Origin of the sequence: Flavobacterium tructae (assembly GCF_001853485.1) — a bacterium.
Lineage (GTDB): Bacteria > Bacteroidota > Bacteroidia > Flavobacteriales > Flavobacteriaceae > Flavobacterium > Flavobacterium tructae.
The window spans coordinates 527022-550779 of the sequence record NZ_MIKE01000011.1; the positions used below are offsets into that span (position 1 = coordinate 527022).

At 37.2% G+C, this 23758-nt stretch carries 22 protein-coding genes; 20 read left to right on the forward strand and 2 right to left on the reverse strand.

The window, feature by feature from the left end; genetic code table 11:
• Nucleotides 1-38 precede the first annotated feature (38 nt).
• From BHE19_RS04270 to BHE19_RS04300, 7 genes are all read left to right on the forward strand, one after another.
• Nucleotides 39-2813 carry a 2-oxoglutarate dehydrogenase E1 component gene (locus BHE19_RS04270; RefSeq protein ID WP_070906106.1) on the forward strand — a complete coding sequence of 925 codons (2775 nt, stop codon included), beginning with the start codon at nt 39-41 and terminating at the stop codon, nt 2811-2813.
• Nucleotides 2814-2896: 83 nt separating this feature from the next.
• Nucleotides 2897-4132 (forward strand): 2-oxoglutarate dehydrogenase complex dihydrolipoyllysine-residue succinyltransferase, encoded by a 1236-nt coding sequence (gene odhB, locus BHE19_RS04275; RefSeq protein WP_070906107.1) that lies wholly within the window; start codon nt 2897-2899, stop codon nt 4130-4132.
• 216 nt (nt 4133-4348) lie between these two features.
• A complete protein-coding gene (locus BHE19_RS04280) occupies nt 4349-6814 on the forward strand; it encodes a TonB-dependent receptor (RefSeq protein ID WP_070906108.1) in 2466 nt (821 codons plus the stop codon).
• Nucleotides 6815-6872: 58 nt separating this feature from the next.
• Nucleotides 6873-7205: a hypothetical protein gene (locus tag BHE19_RS04285; protein WP_017494616.1), complete on the forward strand. Its 333-nt coding sequence runs from the start codon at nt 6873-6875 to the stop codon at nt 7203-7205.
• Between the two features lie 18 nt (nt 7206-7223).
• The gene (locus BHE19_RS04290) at nt 7224-7526 is read left to right on the forward strand and encodes a hypothetical protein (protein ID WP_070906109.1); all 303 of its coding nucleotides are present in this window, start codon (nt 7224-7226) and stop codon (nt 7524-7526) included.
• Between the two features lie 3 nt (nt 7527-7529).
• Nucleotides 7530-9089, forward strand: a complete 1560-nt coding sequence (locus BHE19_RS04295) for a PepSY-associated TM helix domain-containing protein (RefSeq protein WP_070906110.1) — start codon at nt 7530-7532, stop codon at nt 9087-9089.
• 10 nt (nt 9090-9099) lie between these two features.
• Nucleotides 9100-10257, forward strand: a complete 1158-nt coding sequence (locus BHE19_RS04300; RefSeq protein ID WP_233430715.1) for a PepSY-associated TM helix domain-containing protein — start codon at nt 9100-9102, stop codon at nt 10255-10257.
• 568 nt (nt 10258-10825) lie between these two features.
• Here BHE19_RS04300 and BHE19_RS04305 read toward each other — a convergent pair.
• Together BHE19_RS04305 and BHE19_RS04310 are read right to left on the reverse strand one after the other, a co-directional pair.
• On the reverse strand, nt 10826-11173 hold the full coding sequence (locus tag BHE19_RS04305; RefSeq protein WP_017494612.1) for a toxin-antitoxin system YwqK family antitoxin: 348 nt from the start codon (nt 11171-11173) through the stop codon (nt 10826-10828).
• Nucleotides 11174-11383: 210 nt separating this feature from the next.
• On the reverse strand, nt 11384-12379 hold the full coding sequence (locus tag BHE19_RS04310) for a TlpA family protein disulfide reductase (RefSeq protein WP_070906112.1): 996 nt from the start codon (nt 12377-12379) through the stop codon (nt 11384-11386).
• Nucleotides 12380-12536: 157 nt separating this feature from the next.
• Here BHE19_RS04310 and aspS point away from each other — a divergent pair, with 157 nt between their 5' ends.
• The 13 genes from aspS to nuoK all read left to right on the forward strand — a co-directional run bounded on the left by aspS (nt 12537) and on the right by nuoK (nt 23758).
• A complete protein-coding gene (aspS, locus tag BHE19_RS04315; protein ID WP_017494610.1) occupies nt 12537-14288 on the forward strand; it encodes an aspartate--tRNA ligase in 1752 nt (583 codons plus the stop codon).
• Nucleotides 14289-14690: 402 nt separating this feature from the next.
• The gene (locus tag BHE19_RS04320; protein WP_007137066.1) at nt 14691-14885 is read left to right on the forward strand and encodes a cold-shock protein; all 195 of its coding nucleotides are present in this window, start codon (nt 14691-14693) and stop codon (nt 14883-14885) included.
• Nucleotides 14886-15126: 241 nt separating this feature from the next.
• Nucleotides 15127-15492 (forward strand): NADH-quinone oxidoreductase subunit A, encoded by a 366-nt coding sequence (locus BHE19_RS04325; protein WP_026109777.1) that lies wholly within the window; start codon nt 15127-15129, stop codon nt 15490-15492.
• 161 nt (nt 15493-15653) lie between these two features.
• Nucleotides 15654-16202 carry an NADH-quinone oxidoreductase subunit B gene (locus BHE19_RS04330; RefSeq protein WP_017494608.1) on the forward strand — a complete coding sequence of 183 codons (549 nt, stop codon included), beginning with the start codon at nt 15654-15656 and terminating at the stop codon, nt 16200-16202.
• 1 nt (nt 16203) lies between these two features.
• Complete coding sequence (locus tag BHE19_RS04335; RefSeq protein ID WP_017494607.1) at nt 16204-16725, forward strand: NADH-quinone oxidoreductase subunit C; 522 nt, start codon at nt 16204-16206, stop codon at nt 16723-16725.
• A 24-nt stretch (nt 16726-16749) separates the two neighbouring features.
• The gene (locus tag BHE19_RS04340) at nt 16750-17988 is read left to right on the forward strand and encodes an NADH-quinone oxidoreductase subunit D (protein WP_070906113.1); all 1239 of its coding nucleotides are present in this window, start codon (nt 16750-16752) and stop codon (nt 17986-17988) included.
• Between the two features lie 134 nt (nt 17989-18122).
• Nucleotides 18123-18653 carry a complex I 24 kDa subunit family protein gene (locus tag BHE19_RS04345; protein WP_070906572.1) on the forward strand — a complete coding sequence of 177 codons (531 nt, stop codon included), beginning with the start codon at nt 18123-18125 and terminating at the stop codon, nt 18651-18653.
• A 1-nt stretch (nt 18654) separates the two neighbouring features.
• Nucleotides 18655-20022, forward strand: a complete 1368-nt coding sequence (gene nuoF, locus BHE19_RS04350) for an NADH-quinone oxidoreductase subunit NuoF (RefSeq protein WP_017494604.1) — start codon at nt 18655-18657, stop codon at nt 20020-20022.
• 86 nt (nt 20023-20108) lie between these two features.
• Complete coding sequence (locus BHE19_RS04355; RefSeq protein ID WP_017494603.1) at nt 20109-21140, forward strand: 2Fe-2S iron-sulfur cluster-binding protein; 1032 nt, start codon at nt 20109-20111, stop codon at nt 21138-21140.
• A gap of 3 nt (nt 21141-21143) precedes the next feature.
• Nucleotides 21144-22196, forward strand: coding sequence for an NADH-quinone oxidoreductase subunit NuoH (nuoH, locus tag BHE19_RS04360; protein WP_070906114.1), 1053 nt, complete (start codon nt 21144-21146; stop codon nt 22194-22196).
• 156 nt (nt 22197-22352) lie between these two features.
• Nucleotides 22353-22898, forward strand: coding sequence for a NuoI/complex I 23 kDa subunit family protein (locus BHE19_RS04365; RefSeq protein ID WP_026109775.1), 546 nt, complete (start codon nt 22353-22355; stop codon nt 22896-22898).
• Nucleotides 22899-23438, forward strand: a complete 540-nt coding sequence (locus BHE19_RS04370) for an NADH-quinone oxidoreductase subunit J family protein (protein ID WP_017494600.1) — start codon at nt 22899-22901, stop codon at nt 23436-23438.
• A complete protein-coding gene (gene nuoK / locus BHE19_RS04375; protein WP_017494599.1) occupies nt 23438-23758 on the forward strand; it encodes an NADH-quinone oxidoreductase subunit NuoK in 321 nt (106 codons plus the stop codon). The genes BHE19_RS04370 and nuoK overlap by 1 nt, the downstream gene beginning before the upstream one ends.

Genomic DNA, 23758 nt, shown 5'->3' on the forward strand with positions numbered 1-23758 from the left:
TGCGATTCTATTTAACAAAAAGTATATTCACTCATATTATGGATAGGTTTTCATTTTTAAATGCAGCGCATACAGAGTTTTTCGCACAATTATATGATCAGTATTTAGTAAACCCAGATAGCGTTGAGCCAAGCTGGAGAAGTTTTTTTCAAGGTTTCGATTTTGGACAAACGACTTATAATGACGAAAATCCGGTTCAACGAATCGTTGAATACGTAACAAACGACAACGTAGATTGTAGTTTAGTTTCTGATAAATTACAAAAAGAATTCAATGTCCTAAAATTAATCGATGCTTACCGTACTCGCGGGCACTTGTTTACCAAAACAAACCCTGTTCGTGATCGCAGAACATCGTCTCCAACTTTAGACATTGAAAATTTCGGATTAACAACTGCTGATCTTTCAACAGTTTTTGATGCTGCTCAGGCAATCGGAGTAGCTCCTTCTACACTACAGGATATTGTTACACGTCTTCAGACTATTTACTGCCAGCACATTGGTATCGAATACATGTACATCAGAAATCCCGGCGTTGTAAAATGGATCCAGGACAAACTGGCTGTAAACGTAAACCAGCCAAACTTCTCTTCTGACGAAAAGAAAACAATCTTAAATAAATTAAACCAGGCCGTATCTTTCGAGAACTTCCTGCATACTAAATATGTAGGTCAAAAACGATTCTCATTAGAAGGTGGAGAATCTATCATCCCGGCTTTGGACGCTTTGATCGAGCAGGCTGCCGAAAAAGGAGTAGAACAATTCGTAATGGGAATGGCTCACCGTGGTCGTTTGAACGTTTTGGCTAACATCTTCGGAAAATCAACTCAGGATATTTTTGGTGAGTTTGACGGTAAAGATTACGATCAGGAATATTTTGACGGTGACGTAAAATACCACTTAGGTCTTACTGCCGACAAAAAAACAAGAACAGGAAAAAACATCAATATCAATTTAGCACCAAACCCTTCACACTTAGAAACGGTTGGAGCTGTAATTGAAGGAATCACAAGAGCAAAACAAGACAAATACTACCCGAACGATTTCTCTAAAGTATTACCTATTGCCGTTCACGGAGATGCTGCAATCGCAGGTCAGGGAATCTTGTACGAAATCATTCAAATGTCATTGCTTGACGGATACAAAACAGGCGGTACTATTCATATCGTAATCAACAATCAGGTTGGTTTTACCACTAACTATTTAGATGCACGTTCGTCTACTTACTGTACAGATGTTGCCAAAGTAACGCTTTCACCGGTATTACACGTAAATGCTGACGATGCTGAGGCTGTGGTACATGCTGTATCTTTTGCCTTAGATTACAGAATGCAGTTTGGACGTGACGTATTTATCGATTTATTAGGATACAGAAAGTACGGTCATAACGAAGGTGATGAGCCTCGTTTTACACAACCTGTTCTATATAAAATCATCGCAAAACATAAAAATCCAAGAGATATTTATGCAGAGAAATTATTGTCTGACGGCATAATCGATGCATCTTATGTAAATGCTTTAGAAAAAGAATACAAATCTGCTTTAGAGGAAAACTTAGAAGCTTCCCGTAAAAAAGATTTGACTATTATAACTCCGTTCATGCAAAACGAATGGAATGGATTTGTTCAGGTAACAGATACACAAATGTTAGAAAAAACAGATACTACTTTTGAAAAGAAGGAACTGGATTCTATCATCAATACAATCTCAACGTTACCGGCAGACAAGAAATTCATCAACAAGATCACTAAAATTGTTACCGACAGAAAAGTAGGATACGACAACAACACTCTTGATTGGGGAACTGCAGAAGCATTAGCTTACGGTTCACTTTTAACAGAAGGATTTGACGTTCGTATTTCCGGTCAGGATGTAGAGCGTGGTACATTCTCTCACCGTCATGCGGTAGTTAAAGTGGAAGATTCTGAAGAAGAAGTAATTTTACTGGACACTATAGCGAACAAAAAAGGAAAATTCGGTGTTTTCAACTCGCTTTTATCTGAATATGGTGTTCTTGGTTTTGATTATGGATATGCATTAGCGAATCCAAATGCTTTAACGATCTGGGAAGCACAGTTTGGAGATTTCTCTAACGGAGCCCAAATCATGATTGACCAGTATATTTCTTGTGGAGAAGACAAATGGAACAACCAAAACGGTATTGTTTTATTATTGCCTCACGGATATGAAGGTCAGGGAGCGGAACACTCTTCTGCAAGAATGGAACGTTACTTACAACTTTGTGCGAGACACAATATGTATGTTGCCGATTGTACAACACCGGCTAACTTCTTCCACTTGATCAGAAGACAAATGAAAACAAAATTCCGTAAACCATTGGTAGTTTTCTCTCCAAAAAGTTTATTACGTGATCCAAGATGCGTATCTACTGTTGAGGAATTAGCAAACGGAAGCTTCCAGGAAACAATCGACGATACTACAGTAAACAAAAAAGACGTAAAATCTTTAGTATTCTGTACCGGTAAATTCTACTACGACATTGTAGCTGAAAGAGAAAACAACGGAAGAAATGATGTTGCAGTGGTTCGTATCGAGCAATTATTCCCTTTCCCTGTAGAGCAAATCAAAGAAATCATCGCACAATATCCAAATGCTGACGATTACGTTTGGGCACAGGAAGAGCCTAAAAACATGGGAGCTTACAGCTTCATGTTGATGAACTTTGACCTTGTGAAATGGAGATTAGCTTCATTAAAAGCTTACTCTGCTCCGGCATCAGGAAGTTACACACGTTCAAAACGTCGTCATGCTGATGCTATCAGAATGGTATTCGATAAAAATTTATTCAGATAAAAAACAATGTTTCAAGTTTAAAGTTTCGGGCCCCTACAAAACCTGAAACTTTAAACAAAATAAACTTTAAACAAAGAAATAAGATGATTTTAGAAATGAAAGTCCCTTCACCAGGGGAATCTATAAAAGAAGTTGAAATCGCAACTTGGTTAGTAAAAGACGGCGATTATGTAGAAAAAGATCAGGCTATTGCTGAAGTTGATTCAGACAAAGCTACTCTTGAACTTCCTGCTGAAATGAGCGGAGTTATTACGCTTAAAGCGGAAGAAGGTGATACAGTAGCAGTAGGTGCTGTAGTTTGTTTAATCGATACTGACGCAACTAAACCATCAGGATCTGCTCCGGCTGCTGAAGCTCCAAAGGCAGAAGCACCAAAAGCGGAAGTAAAAACTGAAGCACCAAAAGCTGCTCCGGTTCAGGCTCCGGCAGCAACAAGTTACGCAGCAGGAACTCCATCTCCGGCAGCAAGAAAAATATTAGACGAGAAAAACATTGCTCCGGCTTCAGTTTCAGGAACTGGTAAAGGTGGAAGAATCACTAAAGATGACGCTGTAAATGCAGTACCTTCAATGGGAACTCCAACGGGAGGAAGCCGTGGAACTGAGCGTACAAAATTATCTATGTTGCGTCGTAAAGTAGCAGAGAGATTAGTTTCGGCTAAAAACGAAACAGCTATGCTTACTACTTTCAACGAAGTAAACATGACACCAATCAACCAAATTCGTAACGAATACAAAGATGCTTTCAAAGCAAAACATGGTGGTTTAGGTTTAGGATTCATGTCATTCTTTACAAAAGCAGTTACAAGAGCTTTAGAATTATACCCTGATGTTAACTCAATGATGGATGGTGACTACAAAATTGCTTACGATTTTGCTGACATCTCAATCGCAGTTTCAGGACCAAAAGGATTAATGGTACCAGTAGTTCGTAACGCTGAATTATTAACTTTCCGCGGAATCGAGGCTGAAATCAAAAGATTAGCACTTAGAGCACGTGACGGTCAAATTACCGTTGACGACATGACAGGAGGAACTTTCACTATTACTAATGGTGGAGTTTTCGGAAGTATGTTGAGTACTCCAATTATCAACCCTCCTCAGTCAGGGATCTTAGGAATGCACAACATCATCGAGCGTCCAATTGCTGTAAACGGTAAAGTGGAAATTCACCCAATGATGTACGTTGCACTTTCTTACGATCACAGAATCATTGACGGACGTGAGTCAGTTGGTTTCTTAGTAGCTGTAAAAGAAGCTTTAGAGAATCCATTAGAGTTATTGATGAATGGAGATGCTAAACGCGCTTTAGAATTGTAATTGTAATACTTTTCAACAATCATACAAAACCTGCTTCTTAACTGAAGCAGGTTTTTTTTCTTAATATTAACTTAAAATCGACTTAAGATGTTAAAAAATTAAACAATAAAAAATTTTACCCTTTAAAAATTGTTTTATTTAGAATAAATAAGAATAGTTTGTTTGATTTATATTCTGCACTTAAATTTGCACTATTAAAATCAATTCTAAATAATAATGAAAACCAAATACACCACAACAATTTTGGCTTTTCTCTTTGTACTGCTTGCAACTCCAACCATGTGGGCACAGCAAAGAGCAAGCATAAAAGGGCAAATTAGCCTCACTAACAATCAGGCCGCAGATAATGTGACCATTATCTTAAAAGGGACCAAAATAGGAACCAATACGGACAGCAGAGGTTTTTACGAAATTAAAAACATCAAACCGGGAAACTATGTGATTAAAGTTTCTGCGGTTGGGCATTCTTCAAAAGAAAAAAGTATTTCTCTTAATGGCGGAGACGAAATAATTGAAGATTTCACGATCAGTTCCAATTCTGAACAACTGGACGAAATTGTAATCAACGGTCACGGAAAAAAGAATCCATTAGCCCGCAAAGAAAACCAACAAGTATCAAGATTACCTCTTAAAAATCTTGAAAACCCACAAGTTTATTCTACTATTACAGGCGAGTTGTTAAAAGAACAAGTCGTAACCAATATCGACGACGCTCTTAAAAACGCACCGGGATTAACCACACTGTGGGCTTCTACAGGACGTGGAAATGATGGTGCAGGCTACTTTTCCCTAAGAGGTTTTGCTGTTCAGCCGACTATGATTAACGGATTACCGGGATTAACAAACGGAAGCCTTGATCCTGCCAATATCGACAGAATAGAAGTAATCAAAGGACCATCAGGAACCTTGTTTGGAAGCAGCCTTATTTCCTACGGAGGATTAATCAATATTACAACCAAAAGACCTTACGATCATTTCGGAGGAGAAATAAACTACACTACAGCTAGTTACGGATTAAACAGAGTTACTGCCGACGTCAACACCCCATTAGACGACGAGCACAAAGTAAACCTGCGCATTAATTCTGCTTATCACAATGAAAATAGTTTTCAGGATGCAGGATTTAAAAAATCATTCTTTTTTGCCCCTTCTCTGTCTTACGAAGTAAACGATAAACTTTCGTTCTTTGTTAATACTGAATTCATGAACAATAAAGCGACCAATCCAACCATGTTGTTTTTAGACAGAGGGACACCTTTAAGAGTTCACAATATGAAAGAACTAGGTTATGATAACAAACGTTCTTATACCAGCAACCAGCTTGCTATAGAAACGCCTTCTTACAATCTGCAAGGACAGATGGTTTACAAGTTTACTAACGAATGGACTTCTCAAACTGTTATTTCAAGAGGATCATCAAGATCAGAAGGCTACTATTCTTACTTATACGAAGGAACTAAAGGTTATCCAAAAGTCACTGAAGGTATTGTATTAGGACGTTTTATAAACTACCAGAATTCTACGACACTAACCACCGATATTCAACAGAATTTTATTGGTGATTTTAAAATTGGTAAGTTGAGAAACAGAATTGTTGCCGGTTTCGACTACTTCAACAACGCTACAACAGACAACGGAACAGGATATATTGCCAATGGAAGCATCTATATTGGTAACGCAAGTTTACAAACCGTAAACGAAAATGTTTTCAAAATTACCGACCCTACAAAATACATTACAACCGGTGATAACGGAAATTTATCAAAAGCCGGAACTGACGATCTTTTGGCAAAGGCAAAGACAAACAACAACAAAACAAAACAGGAAGTGTACAGTGTTTATGTTTCTGACGTAATCAACTTTACCCCTGCATTGTCTGCAATGGCAAGTGTACGTATAGACCGTTTTATGAACGCAGACAACGGAGGATACAATCAAACTGCTTTTTCTCCTAAATTCGGATTAGTGTATCAGCCAATTTTGGATAAAGTTTCTGTTTTCGCCAATTATATGGATGGATTCTCAAACGTCGCCCCGGGTGAAGACCTAAATGCCGGCATAAGAACTCCAAGAATTTACAACCCGGAACATGCCAATCAATTTGAAGTTGGTACCAAACTGAACCTTTTCAAAGACAAACTTTACGCCACTTTCAGTTACTATGACATCAAAGTTACCGATCAGGTTTACAGCATCAGAACAGATGCTACAAACTCTACTTCTTACCAAAATGGAGGTCAGAGAAACAAAGGTTTCGAAGCTGAAATCGTTTCTAACCCTGTTCCCGGTTTAAATATTGTATTTGGATACAGCTATAATGATGCAGTACTTACAGCTGGTGATTCTGAATTTGTAAACTTCAGACCGGAAAGCGCAGGAGCAAGAAATTTAGCGAATCTTTGGGCCAGCTACAAATTTTTGGAAGGACCGTTACAAGGATTCGGATTAGGTTTTGGAGGAAATTATGTAGGTGATAACAAAATCATGAACAGAAAAACAACCGGAGCATTTACGATTCCTGAATATACTGTATTAAACTCTTCTATTTTCTATGCTGCAGAGAAATTCACTTTAACCTTAAAAATGGATAACATTGCAAATGCAGATACTTATGATGGATGGTCTACGATTCATCCCAGAAACATGAGAAGTGTAGCAGCAAGTTTCGCTTATAAATTCTAATAAAAATCAAAAAAACACCTTTCTTTACAGGAAAGGTGTTTTTTAAATTTCATCAATCATGATCACAATTGCAAGTCTTATTGTTTTTTTAGCTTTTTACACGCTGTACTACACCTCGAAAAGAGCCACATTATCGTATGATTTAGGCTTTGAAAAATGGATGAAAAGCAATCCTAAATCAACCAGGTTTTTAGGCCTGGGGCTTCTTTTACTGGCTTATGCGCTCTGGCTGTTCACACAATCTTTGTGCTGCGGCACCCTAATGTTCTTTATTCAGCTCATGACCATTGGGAGTTTGATCATCATTTTGGCTCCTCTAAAAAAAATAAGCCGCTTTACTATTCTCGGTTTTTTTATACTTGCAGCTCTACTGGAATTTTATTACTACTAATTCATTTCTAATTAAAATATGCCGGCCAATCCAAAATATTTAACCCAATCCAAATGGCAAAGATTTGCCAAAATTACAGCTGCCATATTAGGCGGCTACTTTGTTTCAGTCACCTTTCATTTGGCTTTAGCAGCCTGGTTCAGCCGTGCCGATATATTGATGACCATGGCTTTTAGCGGATTCATCCTCTGGGTAGCCCTGATGGTCGTTGCCTTTCTGGCTAAAAACGGATGGAAAATATGGGGAATCTACATCCTTATTACTTTAGTTTTCTCTCTTTTAATATACCTGGGTCAAACCTACAATCCAATAGCAAAATAATCCATGAACAATCGTAATTACAACATCTATTTTCATACCCATACCGTTAGCGGAATTGTGATCAGCGTAGTGCTTTTTGTGATTTTCTTCGCGGGCTCCTTTTCTTTCTTCAGAGATGAAATCATCAATTGGGAAAGAAATGAATCCTCAGCTATAAGTAGAGAAATTCAACTGGACTATACGTCGGCCCTAAAGAAACTTGACAAAGAATACGTACTACACGGGAGAAATCTGACCTTTTCTAAACCAAATATCGAACGAAGAGTTGCCGTTTATATGGAAGGTACAAAAGATACTTTGGCGCCTAAAGAACAAAAAGAAGGATCCTTTTTTTATCTCGATACCAAAACCTTCAAAACCTTTACCTACGAACAATCTTATTCGCTGGGAGAATTTTTATACCGTCTGCATTTCCTGGCACAGATTCCCTATCCTGTTGGGTATTATCTATCGGGTTTCACAGCATTGTTCTTTTTATTTGCCATCGTAACCGGGCTTTTACTGCATTGGAAAAAAATCGTCTCTAACTTCTATATCTTCCGTCCAAAAGAAAAACTAAAAACCTTATGGACAGATGCGCATACCGCCTTAGGAATGATTGGTCTGCCTTTTCAATTTGTATATGCTGTAACCGGAACCTTTTTCATGATTAAACTCTTAATTGTGGCTCCGGCAGTAATGGCTTTATACAAAGGCGATCAGGACAAATTATACAAAGAACTGGAATATACCGATCCTGAGTACAAATTCGATAATAAGAAATTAGCAGCCCCATTTAATATTGATCAGCTTGTTGCGAAAACAAAAAGCAGCTGGAAAGATTTTGAAATTACCCGAGTTTTCATTCAGAATTACGGAGATGCTAACATGCACGTTTTGGTTGAAGGTGAAATGTTAAGCCACAAAAAATTCACCGGAATTGGGAAGATCGTGTATCGAATTGCGGACGGAAAAGAAATTGCCAGAAAAAATCCGATTACTCAAACAAGCTATTTAGATGTCGTAAAAAATGTGCTATACCGCATACATTTTGGCGATTACGGAGGTTACGCTCTCAAAATTGTAAGTTTCGTTTTAGGTATAATTACCTGTTTTGTCATCATTTCGGGCGTTATGATTTGGTTAGTCGCCAGGCAAAAAAACAACTTACCCGAAAAGAAAAAACGCTTTAATGCCGGAGTCGTTCGTATTTATTTGGCCATATGCCTGAGCATGTACCCTATCACGGCCTTTGCTTTTATTGCTGCCAAAATATTCCACCCTCTTACTCAGGATCAGTTATATATGGTTTACTTTATAGGATGGCTTATTCTTACCGTATTTTTCATCCTTAAAAAGAATGATGCTTTTACCAACAAATACTGCTTAATTTCAGGAAGTATGCTAGGTTTTTTAATCCCAATTACAAACGGAATTGTCTCCGGAAATTGGTTTTGGACCTCTTTCATGCAGAACAGAATTCAGGTCTTTTTTGTGGATGTTTTTTGGATATTCCTGGCTTCCATAACCCTTTATGTTGCCTATTCATTAAAACCTAAAAACGAAGCCGTTTCTAAAAAATAAATAAAATTACTTGCTCCCCATTGATTTTGCGTATAATTTTGCGTTTTACGATAAAATGGGATTCAAAACACAAATACGATTTCTACACAAATGGCTCGGATTAATTTCCGGGCTTATTGTTTTTATTATCAGTATTACCGGTTGTATTTTTTGTTTCCATGATGAAATAAAAGACATCACCCGTAAAGAATGGCGAATCGTTGAACCTCAGAACAAACCTTTTGTTCTACCCTCCGTATTGAAGGAAAAAGCCAAAGAGATTCTTCCAAATTACAAATCGAGTATGGTTTCATATTACGGAAAAAACCGTTCCGCAATTGTTTACACCTATGCTGATAGCGAAAACCGATACCTCTACTTCAATCCCTACACAGGAAAACACCTGAAAATCGAAGATCCCGATACCGACTTTTTCATTATTGTCGAACGCATTCATTTGTATTTACTCTTACCGGATTATATAGGAAAACATATCATTGGAAGCGCAACCATCATCTTCATTCTATTAGTAATTTCAGGACTCATCCAATGGTGGCCCAAACGAAAAAGCGATCTCAAACGAAGCTTTACTGTAAAATGGTCCGCTAAATGGAGACGTGTCAATTACGACTGGCACAATACTTCCGGATTTTACATTTCGATAATTGCCGTAATTATAGCCATAACCGGTTTAACTTTTACCTACGAATGGGTAGGTGACGGAATCTATAGTACGTTCAATTTCGGGGGAGACAAAACGCTGGAAATAAAAGTACCTGTGATCGATACCACTAAATTCAATAACAACTCCGTTACTGCCGTCGATCGCGCTTTTACAACAACCGCAAAACTTCAACCCGATGCCGAAATGTATTTTGTTACCTTTCCACAGCAAAAAGGTAGCATAATCGACACAGGGGCTTATCCGCATGCTTTACGATACGACCATCAAAGCAACTATTATTTTCATCCGAACACCGGAAAACTGCTCCAAAGCGAACCGTTCCAAAAGAAAACTCTAGGCCTACAGGTTGTCGAAATGAATTATGGCATACATACTGGACAAATCTTAAACCTGCCCGGCAAAATTATTGCCTTTATCGTAAGCTTAATTGCGGCCGCACTTCCTTTAACCGGTTTTATCATCTGGTACGGAAGAAATAAAAAAAGTAAAAAAAGCAGAGCATAAAAAAAACTCTCCTCAATTTTATTGACTTATTCATCCACAAGTTTTTTTTAAACTCCCGCAGATTTAGCAGATTTAGATTGTTTTGCAGAATACCAAACAAAAAAACCAGCACAATCAGCTAACCCGAGCGAAAGCGAATTGGCGAAGCAATCTGCGTAAAAAAAGGATCAAGAACAAAAGTCGGGAAGAAAAAGGCTGAAAGCCTGAAAAGCAACAACATCGTGCGCAGCACTATGAATTAGACTAAGGTGTAGAATTACCCTGAAAGGGCAAAAGCAAAATTATACCTTACAATTTTCAATAAAGACCAAACCGCTCTTTTATAAAATATAATTCAAAATAGAATAAAATCAACTTTTTGCGTGTAAGCTTCTGCCCTTTCAGGGCGTAACCGATATTTGCTATCATTACTCATAGTGCTGCGCACCATTCTATTGCTTAAGCTCTTTCAGAGCAATACTCCCAACTTTTGCACCTGATCCGAAAAAACTAAAATACCGAAATACAAAGGCATAAAAAAACCGTCTCGTTAAAAAACGAGACGGTTTTTTTATATCTCAGAAATCTTCTAATTTCTATTGGCTAAAGCATTTTTCTGTAAATTCTTAACAGATGTTACTTTGCTGTTTTCATACGCCACTTCGCAAAGATTTTTATCATTGAAGAAAATCCATTTTCCTGTTTTTACTCCTTCAGTGTATTCTCCAACAGCCATCTTATTTCCTTTTGTATCATAAGATACCCAAACACCATCTAACTTACCGTCTTTGAAGAAACCCTCTTGTTGAACACTACCATTTTCATAGTAATACGTAGCTTTTACTCTATTTCCAACAGCTTCCAATTCCGGTTTTATCTCTTGTGCAACTAAAATTCCAGAGAACAATATTGCAACTAAAATTACACACTTTTTCATATCTTTAGGTATTAATGTTATCAAATCTTTATCAAATATAATCAATTGTTTACATTAAAAAAACTTTTACTTAACAATTTGGTAACATTGAGTAAAAACTTAACATTGGAAATTTCCCAAAAACAAAAAAACCAAAGCTTAAGCCTTGGTTTTACTGCTATTTCCTAAAAAAATATAAAACTTTTATAAACTTGTAATTTGAAACGTAAGTTACTTTAATAACGCATCTAATTGCGTCTGAAGCTCTGGAGATGAAGGTCTTTCTGCATCACTGCTTACTACTTTACCACTTGGATCCACAATAATAAATCTTGGAATTCCGGTAACACCATAGCTTGTTACAAACTCAGATTCCCAGTCTTTATCCGCAAACAATTGAATCCCTCCAAGCTTCTTATCCGTCACAAACTTCTTCCATTTTTCATTATCCTTCGCTTTATCCACAGACACACTCACGAACTCAATATTTTTTCCATGATACTTTTCTTCCAATTTTTGTAAATACGGAATCTCAGCTCTGCACGGTGCGCACCAGGTAGCCCAAAGATCAATATAAACATACTTCCCTTTTAAATCAGAAAGCTTTGTCTTTCCTCCTTTATGATTTTCATAATTAAAATCAGGAGATAAGGTTCCCGTCATTTTTTTGGCTTTTGCAGCACTCTCATAATCATCTTTAGCATAGCGGTTAAAACTTTCAAATTTCTTTTTCAAAGCCGTCGTAAACTCAGCATCAAAATTACCTTTCTCTAAACTTGCCAGATCCGTTTTCAGCTTTGCTTCCAATAGTGATGCAAATTCTGTTGCTTCCTTAACAAAAGCTTCCTTTTGAAACTTCTCATCATTTAAGGCCTGCTGAGCCAGAAAATTACTTTCGTCAACCCCTTTACCTTTGTACACAATCGTTTCATCAAACTCCTTAGCATCCATTGTCAGGTTAACATCCGAATTCGGTTTTAAATACAAGTTAGAACCTTCCGTTCCATCTGAAAACATATAAAACCCTTTAGGAGCATCAAAAGAAGCCACAAAAATTCCCTTTTTATTAATTGGAATCACCTGTTTGAAATTATCCTTTCCTTTTATCACTAATGTATCACTGTTTCTATTCGTAATCTTAGCGGTAAATTTAATTGGGCTCTTGACCTGACCGATCACACCCAAGGTGCTGCAAATCAACAAACCGGTTATTAAAAATTTGTTCATATCAATTAGAGTTTAGATTTTGTAATCCAAATCTAGCGAAATTAGCCTCTCGAAATTTAAGAATTAACAAAATATTTCAAATTTCTAAGCATCAAGTGATCACTTTACTATATTAATTTGAATTTTGTGTTTACTTTTGCAGTCTAAAATTTTGATCATGTATAGAAGTCATAATTGTGGCGAATTAAACGCCTCAAATATTAACACGGAAGTTACACTAGCGGGTTGGGTTCAAAAATCACGCGATAAAGGATTTATGAATTGGGTTGATTTACGTGACCGTTATGGAATTACACAACTTATTTTTGACGAAAGCCGTACGGATAAAGCGGTTTTTGAACTTGCCAAAACATTGGGAAGAGAATTTGTAATTCAGGTAAAAGGAACCGTGATTGAGCGTGAAGCCAAGAACAAAAATATTCCAACCGGTGAAATCGAAATTTTAGTATCGGAGCTAACCATTCTGAATGCCGCTTTAACACCTCCTTTCACAATCGAAGATGAAACGGATGGTGGTGAAGATATCCGAATGAAATACCGTTACTTAGACATCAGAAGAAATCCTGTAAAAAACAGTTTATTGTTCCGTCATAAAGTAGCTATGGAAGTTCGTAAATATTTATCGGACTTAGATTTCTGCGAAGTAGAAACTCCATACCTTATCAAATCGACTCCGGAAGGAGCGAGAGATTTCGTTGTACCAAGCCGTATGAACGAAGGACAATTTTATGCCTTGCCACAATCACCACAAACCTTCAAACAATTATTGATGGTGGGTGGAATGGATAAATATTTTCAGATCGTAAAATGTTTCCGTGACGAAGATTTACGTGCTGACCGTCAGCCTGAGTTTACACAAATTGACTGCGAAATGGCCTTTGTGGAACAGGAAGACATCTTAAATATCTTTGAAGGCCTGACCAGACATTTATTAAAAGAAATCAAAGGCATTGAAGTAGACAAATTCCCAAGAATTACCTACGACTATGCTATGAAAACATATGGAAATGACAAACCAGACATTCGTTTCGGAATGGAATTTGGTGAATTAAACGAATTTGCGCAACACAAAGAATTTCCGGTATTCAACGCTGCAGAATTAGTAGTAGGTATTGCCGTTCCGGGAGCAGGAAACTATACCCGTAAAGAAATCGATGCCTTAATTGACTGGGTAAAACGCCCTCAGGTTGGAGCATCAGGAATGGTGTATGCCAAATGCAACGACGACGGAACTTACAAATCTTCTGTAGATAAATTTTACGATCAGGATGATTTAGGCCAATGGGCAAAAATCACAGGAGCAAAACCGGGAGACATGATTTTTGTTCTTTCGGGACCTGCCAATAAAACCCGTGCACAGCTTTCGGCACTTCGTATGGAACTTGCAACCCGTTTAGGCTTGCGTAATCCTGAAGTATTTGCACCATTATGGGTAATTGATTTTCCACTATTGGAATTAGACGAAGAATCAGGGCGTTATCACGCAATGCACCACCCGTTTACCTCTCCAAAACCGGAAGACATGCAATTGCTGGAAACTGAACCAGGGAAAGTTCGCGCAAACGCTTACGATATGGTGTTAAACGGAAATGAAATTGGCGGAGGTTCGATTCGTATTCACGATAAAGCAACACAGCAATTAATGTTCAAATATTTAGGCTTTACCGAAGAAGAAGCAAAAGCACAGTTTGGTTTCTTAATGGACGCCTTCCAATTTGGAGCACCGCCACACGGAGGTTTAGCTTTTGGATTAGACCGTTTAGTAGCCATCTTAGGAGGTCAGGAAACCATCAGAGACTTCATTGCATTCCCAAAAAACAATTCGGGACGCGATGTGATGATCGATGCTCCTGCCGCAATCGATGAAGCTCAATTGAAAGAACTTGCTATAAAATTGGATTTGAAATAATTTCTTATTCTTTTTCTAGAAAACAAAAAACGACAACTAAAAGTTTCAGTTGTCGTTTTTTTATGCAGTTTGTCGTCATTTTACCCTTTTTTCGTGTTAATAAAATCTTAAAACAGGAAAGAAATCCCTAGTAAACACAGGCTTTTTCCCACAAAAACAAGTCTTAAAAAATCAAACTCCGCTTAATATACGAAATTTTTGTAAAATATAAGCTACTTTTTTAACATTTAATTATAATAATTAATGATTCTCAAATAAAGTATACACATACCAAATTTGATGCAATATAAATAGCGAAAAGACTGTTAATCAATAATTTTTACAAAAATTTAACAGGTATATGTCTTTTGTATGAATTTATATGTTACATTTGCTTTATTATAAATTATTATTACAATTACAATGCGTACAGGTACAGTAAAATTTTTCAATGAGTCTAAAGGTTATGGATTCATTACAGACGAAGAAACAGGAAAAGACATCTTCGTTCACGCTTCAGGAATTAACGCGGAAGAATTACGCGAAGGAGACCGTGTAAGCTACGAAGAAGAAGAAGGAAGAAAAGGGAAAGTTGCTGCTAAAGTAGCAGTAATCTAAGAAAAATATAGCAATTTATTTTTTTTGCCTCTGAATGGTTTTCAAAACGTCCCGAAGTATCGGGGCGTTTTTTTTTGCTCAAATCTTAAAAAAATACTAAAATCCTTGGATCTTATTTATAATCAATAAAAATTAGCGGTTAACGCGGTTTCAGGGTACACTTAAATCATTTTTTAGCTTGTGATTTACAGAGTTGAAAGTTATCTTTGTGGCTTATTCTTTAAGTAAAAAAGCTAAGTTTATGCAATCTGATCAATACAGTTACATTCCTATTTTAATGCAGTTCATTTTGGCTGTGGGTTTTGTCGCAGGAACCATCGTTATTTCCGGAAAATTAGGTCCAAAAAGAAGTTCTGAAGTAAAAGATAAAAACTTCGAATGTGGTATCGAATCTGTTGGAAACGCACGTATTCCTTTTTCTGTAAAATATTTCCTTGTAGCCATTTTATTTGTACTGTTTGACGTAGAGGTAATTTTCCTTTACCCATGGGCAGTAAACTTTAAAGAATTAGGCGTAGAAGGAATGCTTAAGATGATTGTTTTCATGTCGCTTCTTTTAGTGGGTTTCTTTTATATCATCAAAAAGAAAGCCTTAGACTGGGAATAAAGAAATTTTAGATTTTAGATTTCTGATTTTAGATCTAAGCATCTGAAATTAAAATTTAAAATTTAATCTTAAACTAAATTTAATACTGATTTAAAAAAATTGATTTTACTTTTTAAGGTTTCAATAATCTAAAATCTAAAATCAGAAATCTAAAATAAAAAATGAGCGATTCAAATGTAAATATGGTTGCGCCGCCGGAGGGAGTTACTGGTGAAGGTTTCTTCGCTACAAAACTGAATGATGTTGTAGGTTTGGCAAGAGCCAATTCATTATGGCCACTACCTTTTGCAACCTCATGCTGTGGTATCGAATTCATGGCAACAATGGCTTCACATTACGATTTAGCACGATTTGGTTCTGAGCGTGTGAGTTTCTCTCCTCGTCAGGCAGATATGCTTTTGGTAATGGGAACTATTTCAAAAAAAATGGCGCCTATTTTAAGACAGGTTTACGAACAAATGTCTGAACCTCGCTGGGTAATTGCTGTTGGAGCATGTGCTTCATCAGGCGGAATCTTCGATACTTATTCTGTTTTACAAGGAATTGACAAAGTAATTCCGGTTGACGTTTACGTACCGGGATGTCCTCCAAGACCGGAACAAATTGTTGACGGAGTAATGAAACTTCAGGAATTAGTAAAAAGCGAATCTGTAAGACGCAGAAGCTCTCCTGAATACCAAGAATTACTAGCTTCATATAATATTACTTAAGATGGCTTTAGAAAATACCCTGATCCAAGATAAACTTACAGAAACATTTGACACAAGTGTTTTTAACTTTCAACAGGAAAGAGATATTTTTTCATTGGAAACTACCGCTGATAAAATCACAGCCCTGATTCTTTTTTTAAAAAACGATTCCGATTTACGCTTTCACTTTCTAACTGATTTATGCGGTGTTCATTATCCGGACAACGAAACGGATCGTCAGTATGCTATTGTTTATCATTTGCACAACTGGTACGAAAACAAACGTATTCGAATCAAAGTATATTTAAACGGTGAAAAACCGGAGATCAAAACTATTTCAAATATTTTCTTGAGTTCGAACTGGATGGAAAGAGAAACATACGATTTCTTCGGAGTCAATTTTATTGGACACCCGCAATTGAAACGTATTTTGAATATGGACGAAATGGTGTCTTTCCCAATGCGAAAAGAATTCCCAATGGAAGACAGCGGAAGAACTGATAAAGACGACAGATTCTTTGGAAGAACAACAACAAATTGCTAAAAATAAATAATTCAACATTATAAAATGTCAGAACTATTATTATCACCAGAGCATCGATATGCTAAAATAATTAAGGACAAACTAAACGAAGACGGAAGTGAACTTTCGGTACTGAATTTAGGTCCTACGCACCCGGCGACTCACGGTATTTTTCAAAATATCCTGTTGATGGATGGTGAAAGAATTCTTGAGGCTGAACCAACAATCGGTTACATCCACAGAGCTTTCGAAAAAATCGCCGAAAATCGCCCTTTTTACCAGATTACCCCTCTTACTGACCGAATGAACTATTGCTCCTCTCCTATTAACAATATGGGATGGTGGATGACTATAGAAAAACTATTGGGAATTGAAGTTCCAAAAAGAGCTCAGTACCTTAGAGTAATTGTAATGGAGCTGGCTCGTATTACAGATCACTTAATCTGTAACTCGATTCTGGGTGTAGATACTGGTGCTTATACTGGTTTCTTGTACGTTTTTCAATTCAGAGAAAAAGTTTATGAGATTTACGAAGAAATTTGTGGAGCTCGTTTAACAACAAATATGGGAAGAATTGGTGGTTTCGAGAGAGACTGGTCGCCTGAAGCTTTCCGCAAACTAGACGTTTTTTTAGAAGAATTCCCTGTTGCCTGGCAAGAGTTTGTAAACTTATTTGAAAGAAACAGAATTTTCCTTGACAGAACCGTAAACGTTGGTGCTATCTCAGCAGAGCAGGCAATGGCTTACGGATTTACAGGTCCAAACTTACGTGCAGCGGGAGTTGATTATGACGTTCGTGTAGCACAACCTTACTCCTCTTACGAAGATTTTGATTTTGTTGTCCCGGTTGGAAAATCAGGAGATACTTACGATCGTTTCTGTGTTCGTAATGCTGAAGTTTGGGAGAGTTTAAGCATTATTCGTCAGGCTTTGGCTAAAATGCCGGCAGGAAACGAATACCATGCAGAAGTTCCGGATTACTACCTTCCTCCAAAAGAAGACGTTTACACTTCGATGGAATCTTTAATTTATCACTTTAAGATTGTAATGGGAGAAGTTCCTGTACCGGTTGCAGAAATTTACCACCCGGTTGAAGGAGGAAATGGAGAAGTAGGATTCTATTTGGTTACAGACGGAAGCCGAACGCCATACAGATTACATTTCAGAAGACCTTGTTTCATTTATTACCAGGCTTATCCGGATATGATTAAAGGAGCTTTACTTTCGGATGCAATTGTTATTCTATCCAGTTTAAATGTAATTGCAGGAGAATTAGACGCGTAAAGATATTGTAGATTTTAGATTGCAGATTGAAAAATCTAAAATCAGAAATCTAAAATTAGAAAAGATTGCAGAATATGGGTTATGGACAAAGATTTAAAAAATCTGAAATCCAAAATCTAAAATCTAAAATAAAAATGGAACGAAAACATTACAAACAAGAAATAAACATGACTGAAGCGTTGATGTCCCGCATCAATGAGTTGATCAGTCATTATCCTGAGGACAGAAGAAAATCAGCTTTGTTACCTGTTTTGCATGAAGTGCAGGACGCTCATGACAACTGGTTAAGCATTGAGTTACAGGATAAAGTTGCCGAAATTTTGCACATCAAACCAATTGAGGTTTACGAAGTGGTTACTTTTTATACCATGTACAACCAAAAACCAATTGGAAAATACATGTTCGAATTTTGCCAGACTTCTTGTTGTTGTTTAAATGGTGCTGAGAATTTAATGGATTATACTTCTGAGAAATTAGGCATCAAAATGGGAGAAACCACTCCGGACGGAATGTTTACCATTGCCGGTGTAGAATGTTTAGGCGCTTGCGGATACGCTCCGATGATGCAGTTGGGAGATTTCTACAAAGAAAAATTGACAGAAGAAAAAATCGATCAGTTAATTGCTGATTGCAGAGAGGATAAAATAATATTACACGATAAATAAGATGTCACAGAAAATATTATTAGATAAAATCAACATTCCGGGTATCAAAACCTACGAAGTATACCGCCAAAATGGTGGATATGCCTCTGTAGAAAAAGCTTTGAAAACACTTACACCGGATGAAGTTACCGAAGAAGTAAAAAAATCAGGACTACGTGGTCGTGGTGGTGCAGGTTTCCCTGCCGGAATGAAATGGAGTTTTATTGATAAAAAATCAGGAAAACCAAGACACTTAGTATGCAATGCCGACGAGTCTGAACCGGGAACTTTCAAAGATCGTTATTTGATGGAATTTATTCCTCACTTATTGATCGAAGGAATGATTACCTCAAGTTATGCCTTAGGCGCTAACCTGTCTTATATCTACATTCGTGGAGAATATATGTGGGTTTTCAAAATATTAGAAAGAGCAATCGCCGAAGCTAAAGCTGCCGGTTGGTTAGGAAAAAATATATTAGGTACAGGTTACGATTTAGAGTTACACGTTCACTGTGGAGCCGGAGCTTATATTTGCGGAGAAGAAACTGCACTTATCGAATCTCTGGAAGGTAAAAGAGGAAATCCTCGTATTAAACCACCTTTCCCGGCGGTTTCAGGACTTTGGGCCAATCCAACAGTGGTAAACAACGTAGAAACTATCGCTACTGTGCCATGGATCGTAAACAATTCCGGTGACGATTATGCGAAAATCGGTATTGGACGTTCAACGGGAACTAAATTGATTTCGGCTTCAGGACACATTAAAAACCCAGGAGTTTATGAAATTGAATTGGGTTTAAGTGTTGACGAATTCATGAATTCTGATGAGTACTTAGGAGGAATGTCTTCCAGCAGACCTTTAAAAGCGTTTGTTCCGGGAGGATCTTCGGTGCCTATTTTACCTGCCGAATTAATTTTTAAAACAGCAAACGGTGAAGACCGTTTAATGACTTACGAATCTTTAAGTGATGGTGGTTTTGCTACCGGATCGATGTTAGGTTCAGGAGGATTTATTGTGTACAACGACACCGCTTGTGTGGTTCGTAATACCTGGAATTTTGCCCGTTTTTACCACCATGAATCTTGCGGACAATGTACACCTTGTCGTGAAGGAACAGGATGGTTGGAGAAAATATTATGGAGAATCGAGAACGGCCAGGGCCGTGAAGAGGATATCGAATTATTGTGGAGCATCCAGAGTAAAATCGAAGGAAATACGATTTGTCCGCTAGGTGACGCAGCCTCATGGCCGGTAGCCGCAGCAATTCGCCACTTTAGAGATGAATTTGAATATCACGTTCGTTTCCCGGAGAAAATTAAAAATAGAGATCACTTTGTTGCTGAACCTTTCTCACAAGTGAAGCATTTAGTAGGCAAACAAACAGTTTAAAAATATAGTTTAAAGTTTTAAGTTTTTTTAGTTTCAAGTGAAAGCCTGAAACCTGAAACCTGAAACTAAAAAAACAAAAGTAAGAGATGAAAGTAACCATAGACGGTCAAAGTATAGACGTAGAGCCAGGAACAACAATCCTGCAGGCTGCACGTATGATTGGTGGAGATTTAGTTCCGCCAGCCATGTGTTATTACTCAAAATTAAAAGGCAGCGGTGGAAAATGTCGTTGTTGTTTAGTTGAAGTTTCGAAAGGTAGTGAAGCTGACCCAAGACCAATGCCAAAATTAATGGCATCTTGCGTAACAGGATGTATGGACGGAATGGAAGTGAACAGTAAATCTTCTGATCGTGTAACAGAAGCCCGTAAATCGGTAACGGAATTTTTATTGATCAACCACCCGCTGGATTGCCCTATTTGTGATCAGGCTGGAGAATGTGATCTTCAGAACTTAAGTTTTGAGCACGGAAATCCAAAATCACGTTTTATTGAAGAAAAAAGAACGTTCGAACCGGAAGATATCGGTCCGAATATTCAACTGCATATGAACCGTTGTATCTTATGTCAAAGATGTGTACAAGTTGCCGATCAATTGACAGACAACAGAGTTCACGGGGTATTAGATCGTGGAGATCACGCTAATATTTCAACCGGAATTTCTAAAGCAATCGACAATGAATTCTCAGGAAACATGATCGACGTTTGTCCGGTTGGAGCTTTAACCGATAAGACTTTCCGTTTCAAATCGAGAGTATGGTTCAACAAACCTTTTAATGCTCACAGAGAATGTACCACTCCTGGATGTTGTGGTAAAACAACTGTATGGATGTTTGGAGGAGAAATTCAACGTGTTACCGGTCGTAAAGATGAGTACCATGAAGTAGAAGAATTCATTTGCAACAGCTGTCGTTTTGACCATAAAAATGTGAGTGACTGGGTAATTGAAGGACCAAGAGAATTTGAAAAAGATTCTGTAATCAACCAAAACAACTACACTCAAAAATTAGAGAAAGTTGAAATCGATACAGAGAAAAATATCCTTTTAGGTAGAGATATCGATCGTAAAAAAATTAGTATGGCTGCAATTCCATTAACTACTAATGATAAAAAATCTTAAGAAATGGAAAGTGCATTTATTATAGAAAAAAGTGTCGTTATTGTTGTCGTTTTTGCGATTACTATGATTATGGCGATGTATTCTACCTGGGCTGAGCGTAAAGTTGCTGCTTTTTTACAGGACCGTGTAGGACCAAACCGTGCCGGATGGGGAGGATTATTACAACCTCTTGCTGATGGTATGAAATTATTCTCGAAAGAGGAGTTTTTCCCAAATACACCAAATAAATTTTTATTCATCGTAGGACCCGGAATCGCAATGAGTACGGCTTTAATGACCAGTGCTGTTATTCCTTGGGGAGACAAATTACATGTTTTTGGCCGTGATGTTTATTTACAGGCCACTGATATCAATATTGCGTTATTATATATTTTTGGTGTTCTTTCTGTTGGAGTTTATGGTATCATGATTGGTGGATGGGCTTCTAACAATAAATTCTCTTTGATGGGAGCTGTTCGTGCAGCTTCACAAATGGTTTCTTATGAAGTTGCCATGGGATTATCGATGATTGCTTTGTTGATGATGACCGGAACTTTAAGCTTAAAAGAAATTTCCTTACAACAACAAGGAATGAACTGGAATGTTTTTTACCAGCCGTTATCTTTTCTAATCTTCTTAATTTGTTCTTTCGCTGAAACCAACAGAACTCCTTTTGATTTGGCAGAATGTGAAAACGAATTAATTGGAGGTTACCATACGGAATATTCCTCCATGAAAATGGGATTCTATTTATTTGCTGAATATGCAAGTATGTTCATCTCAGCTACTATTATCTCGGTATTATTCTTTGGTGGATACAATTATCCCGGAATGCAATGGATGGTTGATAATGTAGGGGTAAACGCAGGAAATATTTTAGGTATCGTAGTATTGTTTGCTAAAATATGTTTCTTCATCTTTTTCTATATGTGGGTACGTTGGACGATTCCAAGATTCAGATACGACCAATTAATGAATTTAGGCTGGAGAATTTTAATACCGCTTTCCATTATTAACATTATGATTACGGGTGCTGTAATATTAAGACACGATATCGCAGCAGCTTTAGGATTCTAAGAACCGTAATGCCCTAGCCCTGATAGCAGCGGCATCCTTTTGTGGTGGGGTTCACCACAAAAGATACAGCGGATAGCAGGATTAGCTTAAAAACAAAAATAAAACAGATTTAATTTGTATCATACAAATAGTGAATCGTAAATCATACATTAAAAAATGTCAATAGAAACTATATCATTATCGGGTAGAAAAAAGGTGGTCTCTAATAAGGAGATGACTTTTATGGAACGATTGTATCTTGTGGCGATTGTAAAAGGATTGTTTATCACACTTAAACACTTATTCAGAAAAAAAGTGACGATTCACTACCCTGAACAAGTGCGTGAAATGAGTCCGGTTTATCGTGGTCAGCACCAATTGAAACGTGATGAACAAGGTCGTGAAAACTGTACTGCCTGCGGATTATGTGCTTTATCATGCCCAGCAGAAGCGATCACAATGAAAGCTGCTGAACGTAAAGCAGATGAAAAACATTTGTACAGAGAAGAAAAATATGCTTCAATCTACGAAATCAATATGTTACGTTGCATTTTCTGTGGTTTATGTGAAGAAGCCTGCCCAAAAGACGCCATTTACCTGACGACTTCAAAAGTTTTGGTACCTTCAAGCTATGAAAGAGAAGATTTCATTTTTGGAAAAGACAGATTAGTGATGCCTCTTGACGTGGCTATCAAAAATGCTCAACTTAATAATGCTAACTAAATGATACATATTCCCGATTTTGCACACGCAACAACTGTACAAATTATATTTTGTTTCTTAGCGTTTATTACGGTGATTACCGCTTTCCTGACTATTTTTAGCAGAAACCCAATTCATAGTGCTATTTACTTAGTGATTTGTTTTTTCTCTATTGCCGGTCATTATTTACTATTAAACTCTCAATTTTTGGCTATCGTACACATCATAGTCTACTCGGGAGCGATTATGATTCTGTTCCTGTTTACGATCATGTTGATGAACCTGAACGAACAAAAAGAAGTGCACCGTCCCAGAATTACTCGTTTAGGGGCCATTGTCTCTTTTTGTTTGATTTGCATAGTATTAATCGCAATTTTTATCAACTCTAAACCAATTGTTGGCGAATACGACTCAACGGGTGAAGATTTCCAATCAATCAAAGTATTGGGTAAAATTTTGCTGAACGAATATATGGTTCCGTTTGAATTTGCTTCGATCTTACTTTTAGTAGCCATGATTGGAACTGTATTATTGTCTAAAAAAGAAAAATTAAATAAATAATGGGTAATATATTAAATCAAATAGGTATTGAAAACTACATCTTTTTGAGTGTTGTACTTTTCTGTATTGGTATTTTTGGTGTATTGTACAGACGAAACGCTATTATCGTTTTCATGTCTATCGAAATCATGTTGAATGCTGTTAACCTTTTATTTGTTGCTTTTTCAACTTACCATCAGGATGCGCAGGGACAAGTCTTTGTGTTCTTTTCGATGGCAGTTGCTGCAGCAGAAGTTGCAGTTGGATTGGCTATTTTAGTTTCGATCTTTAGAAATTTAGGTTCGATTAGTATCGATAATTTAAAAAATTTAAAAGGATAA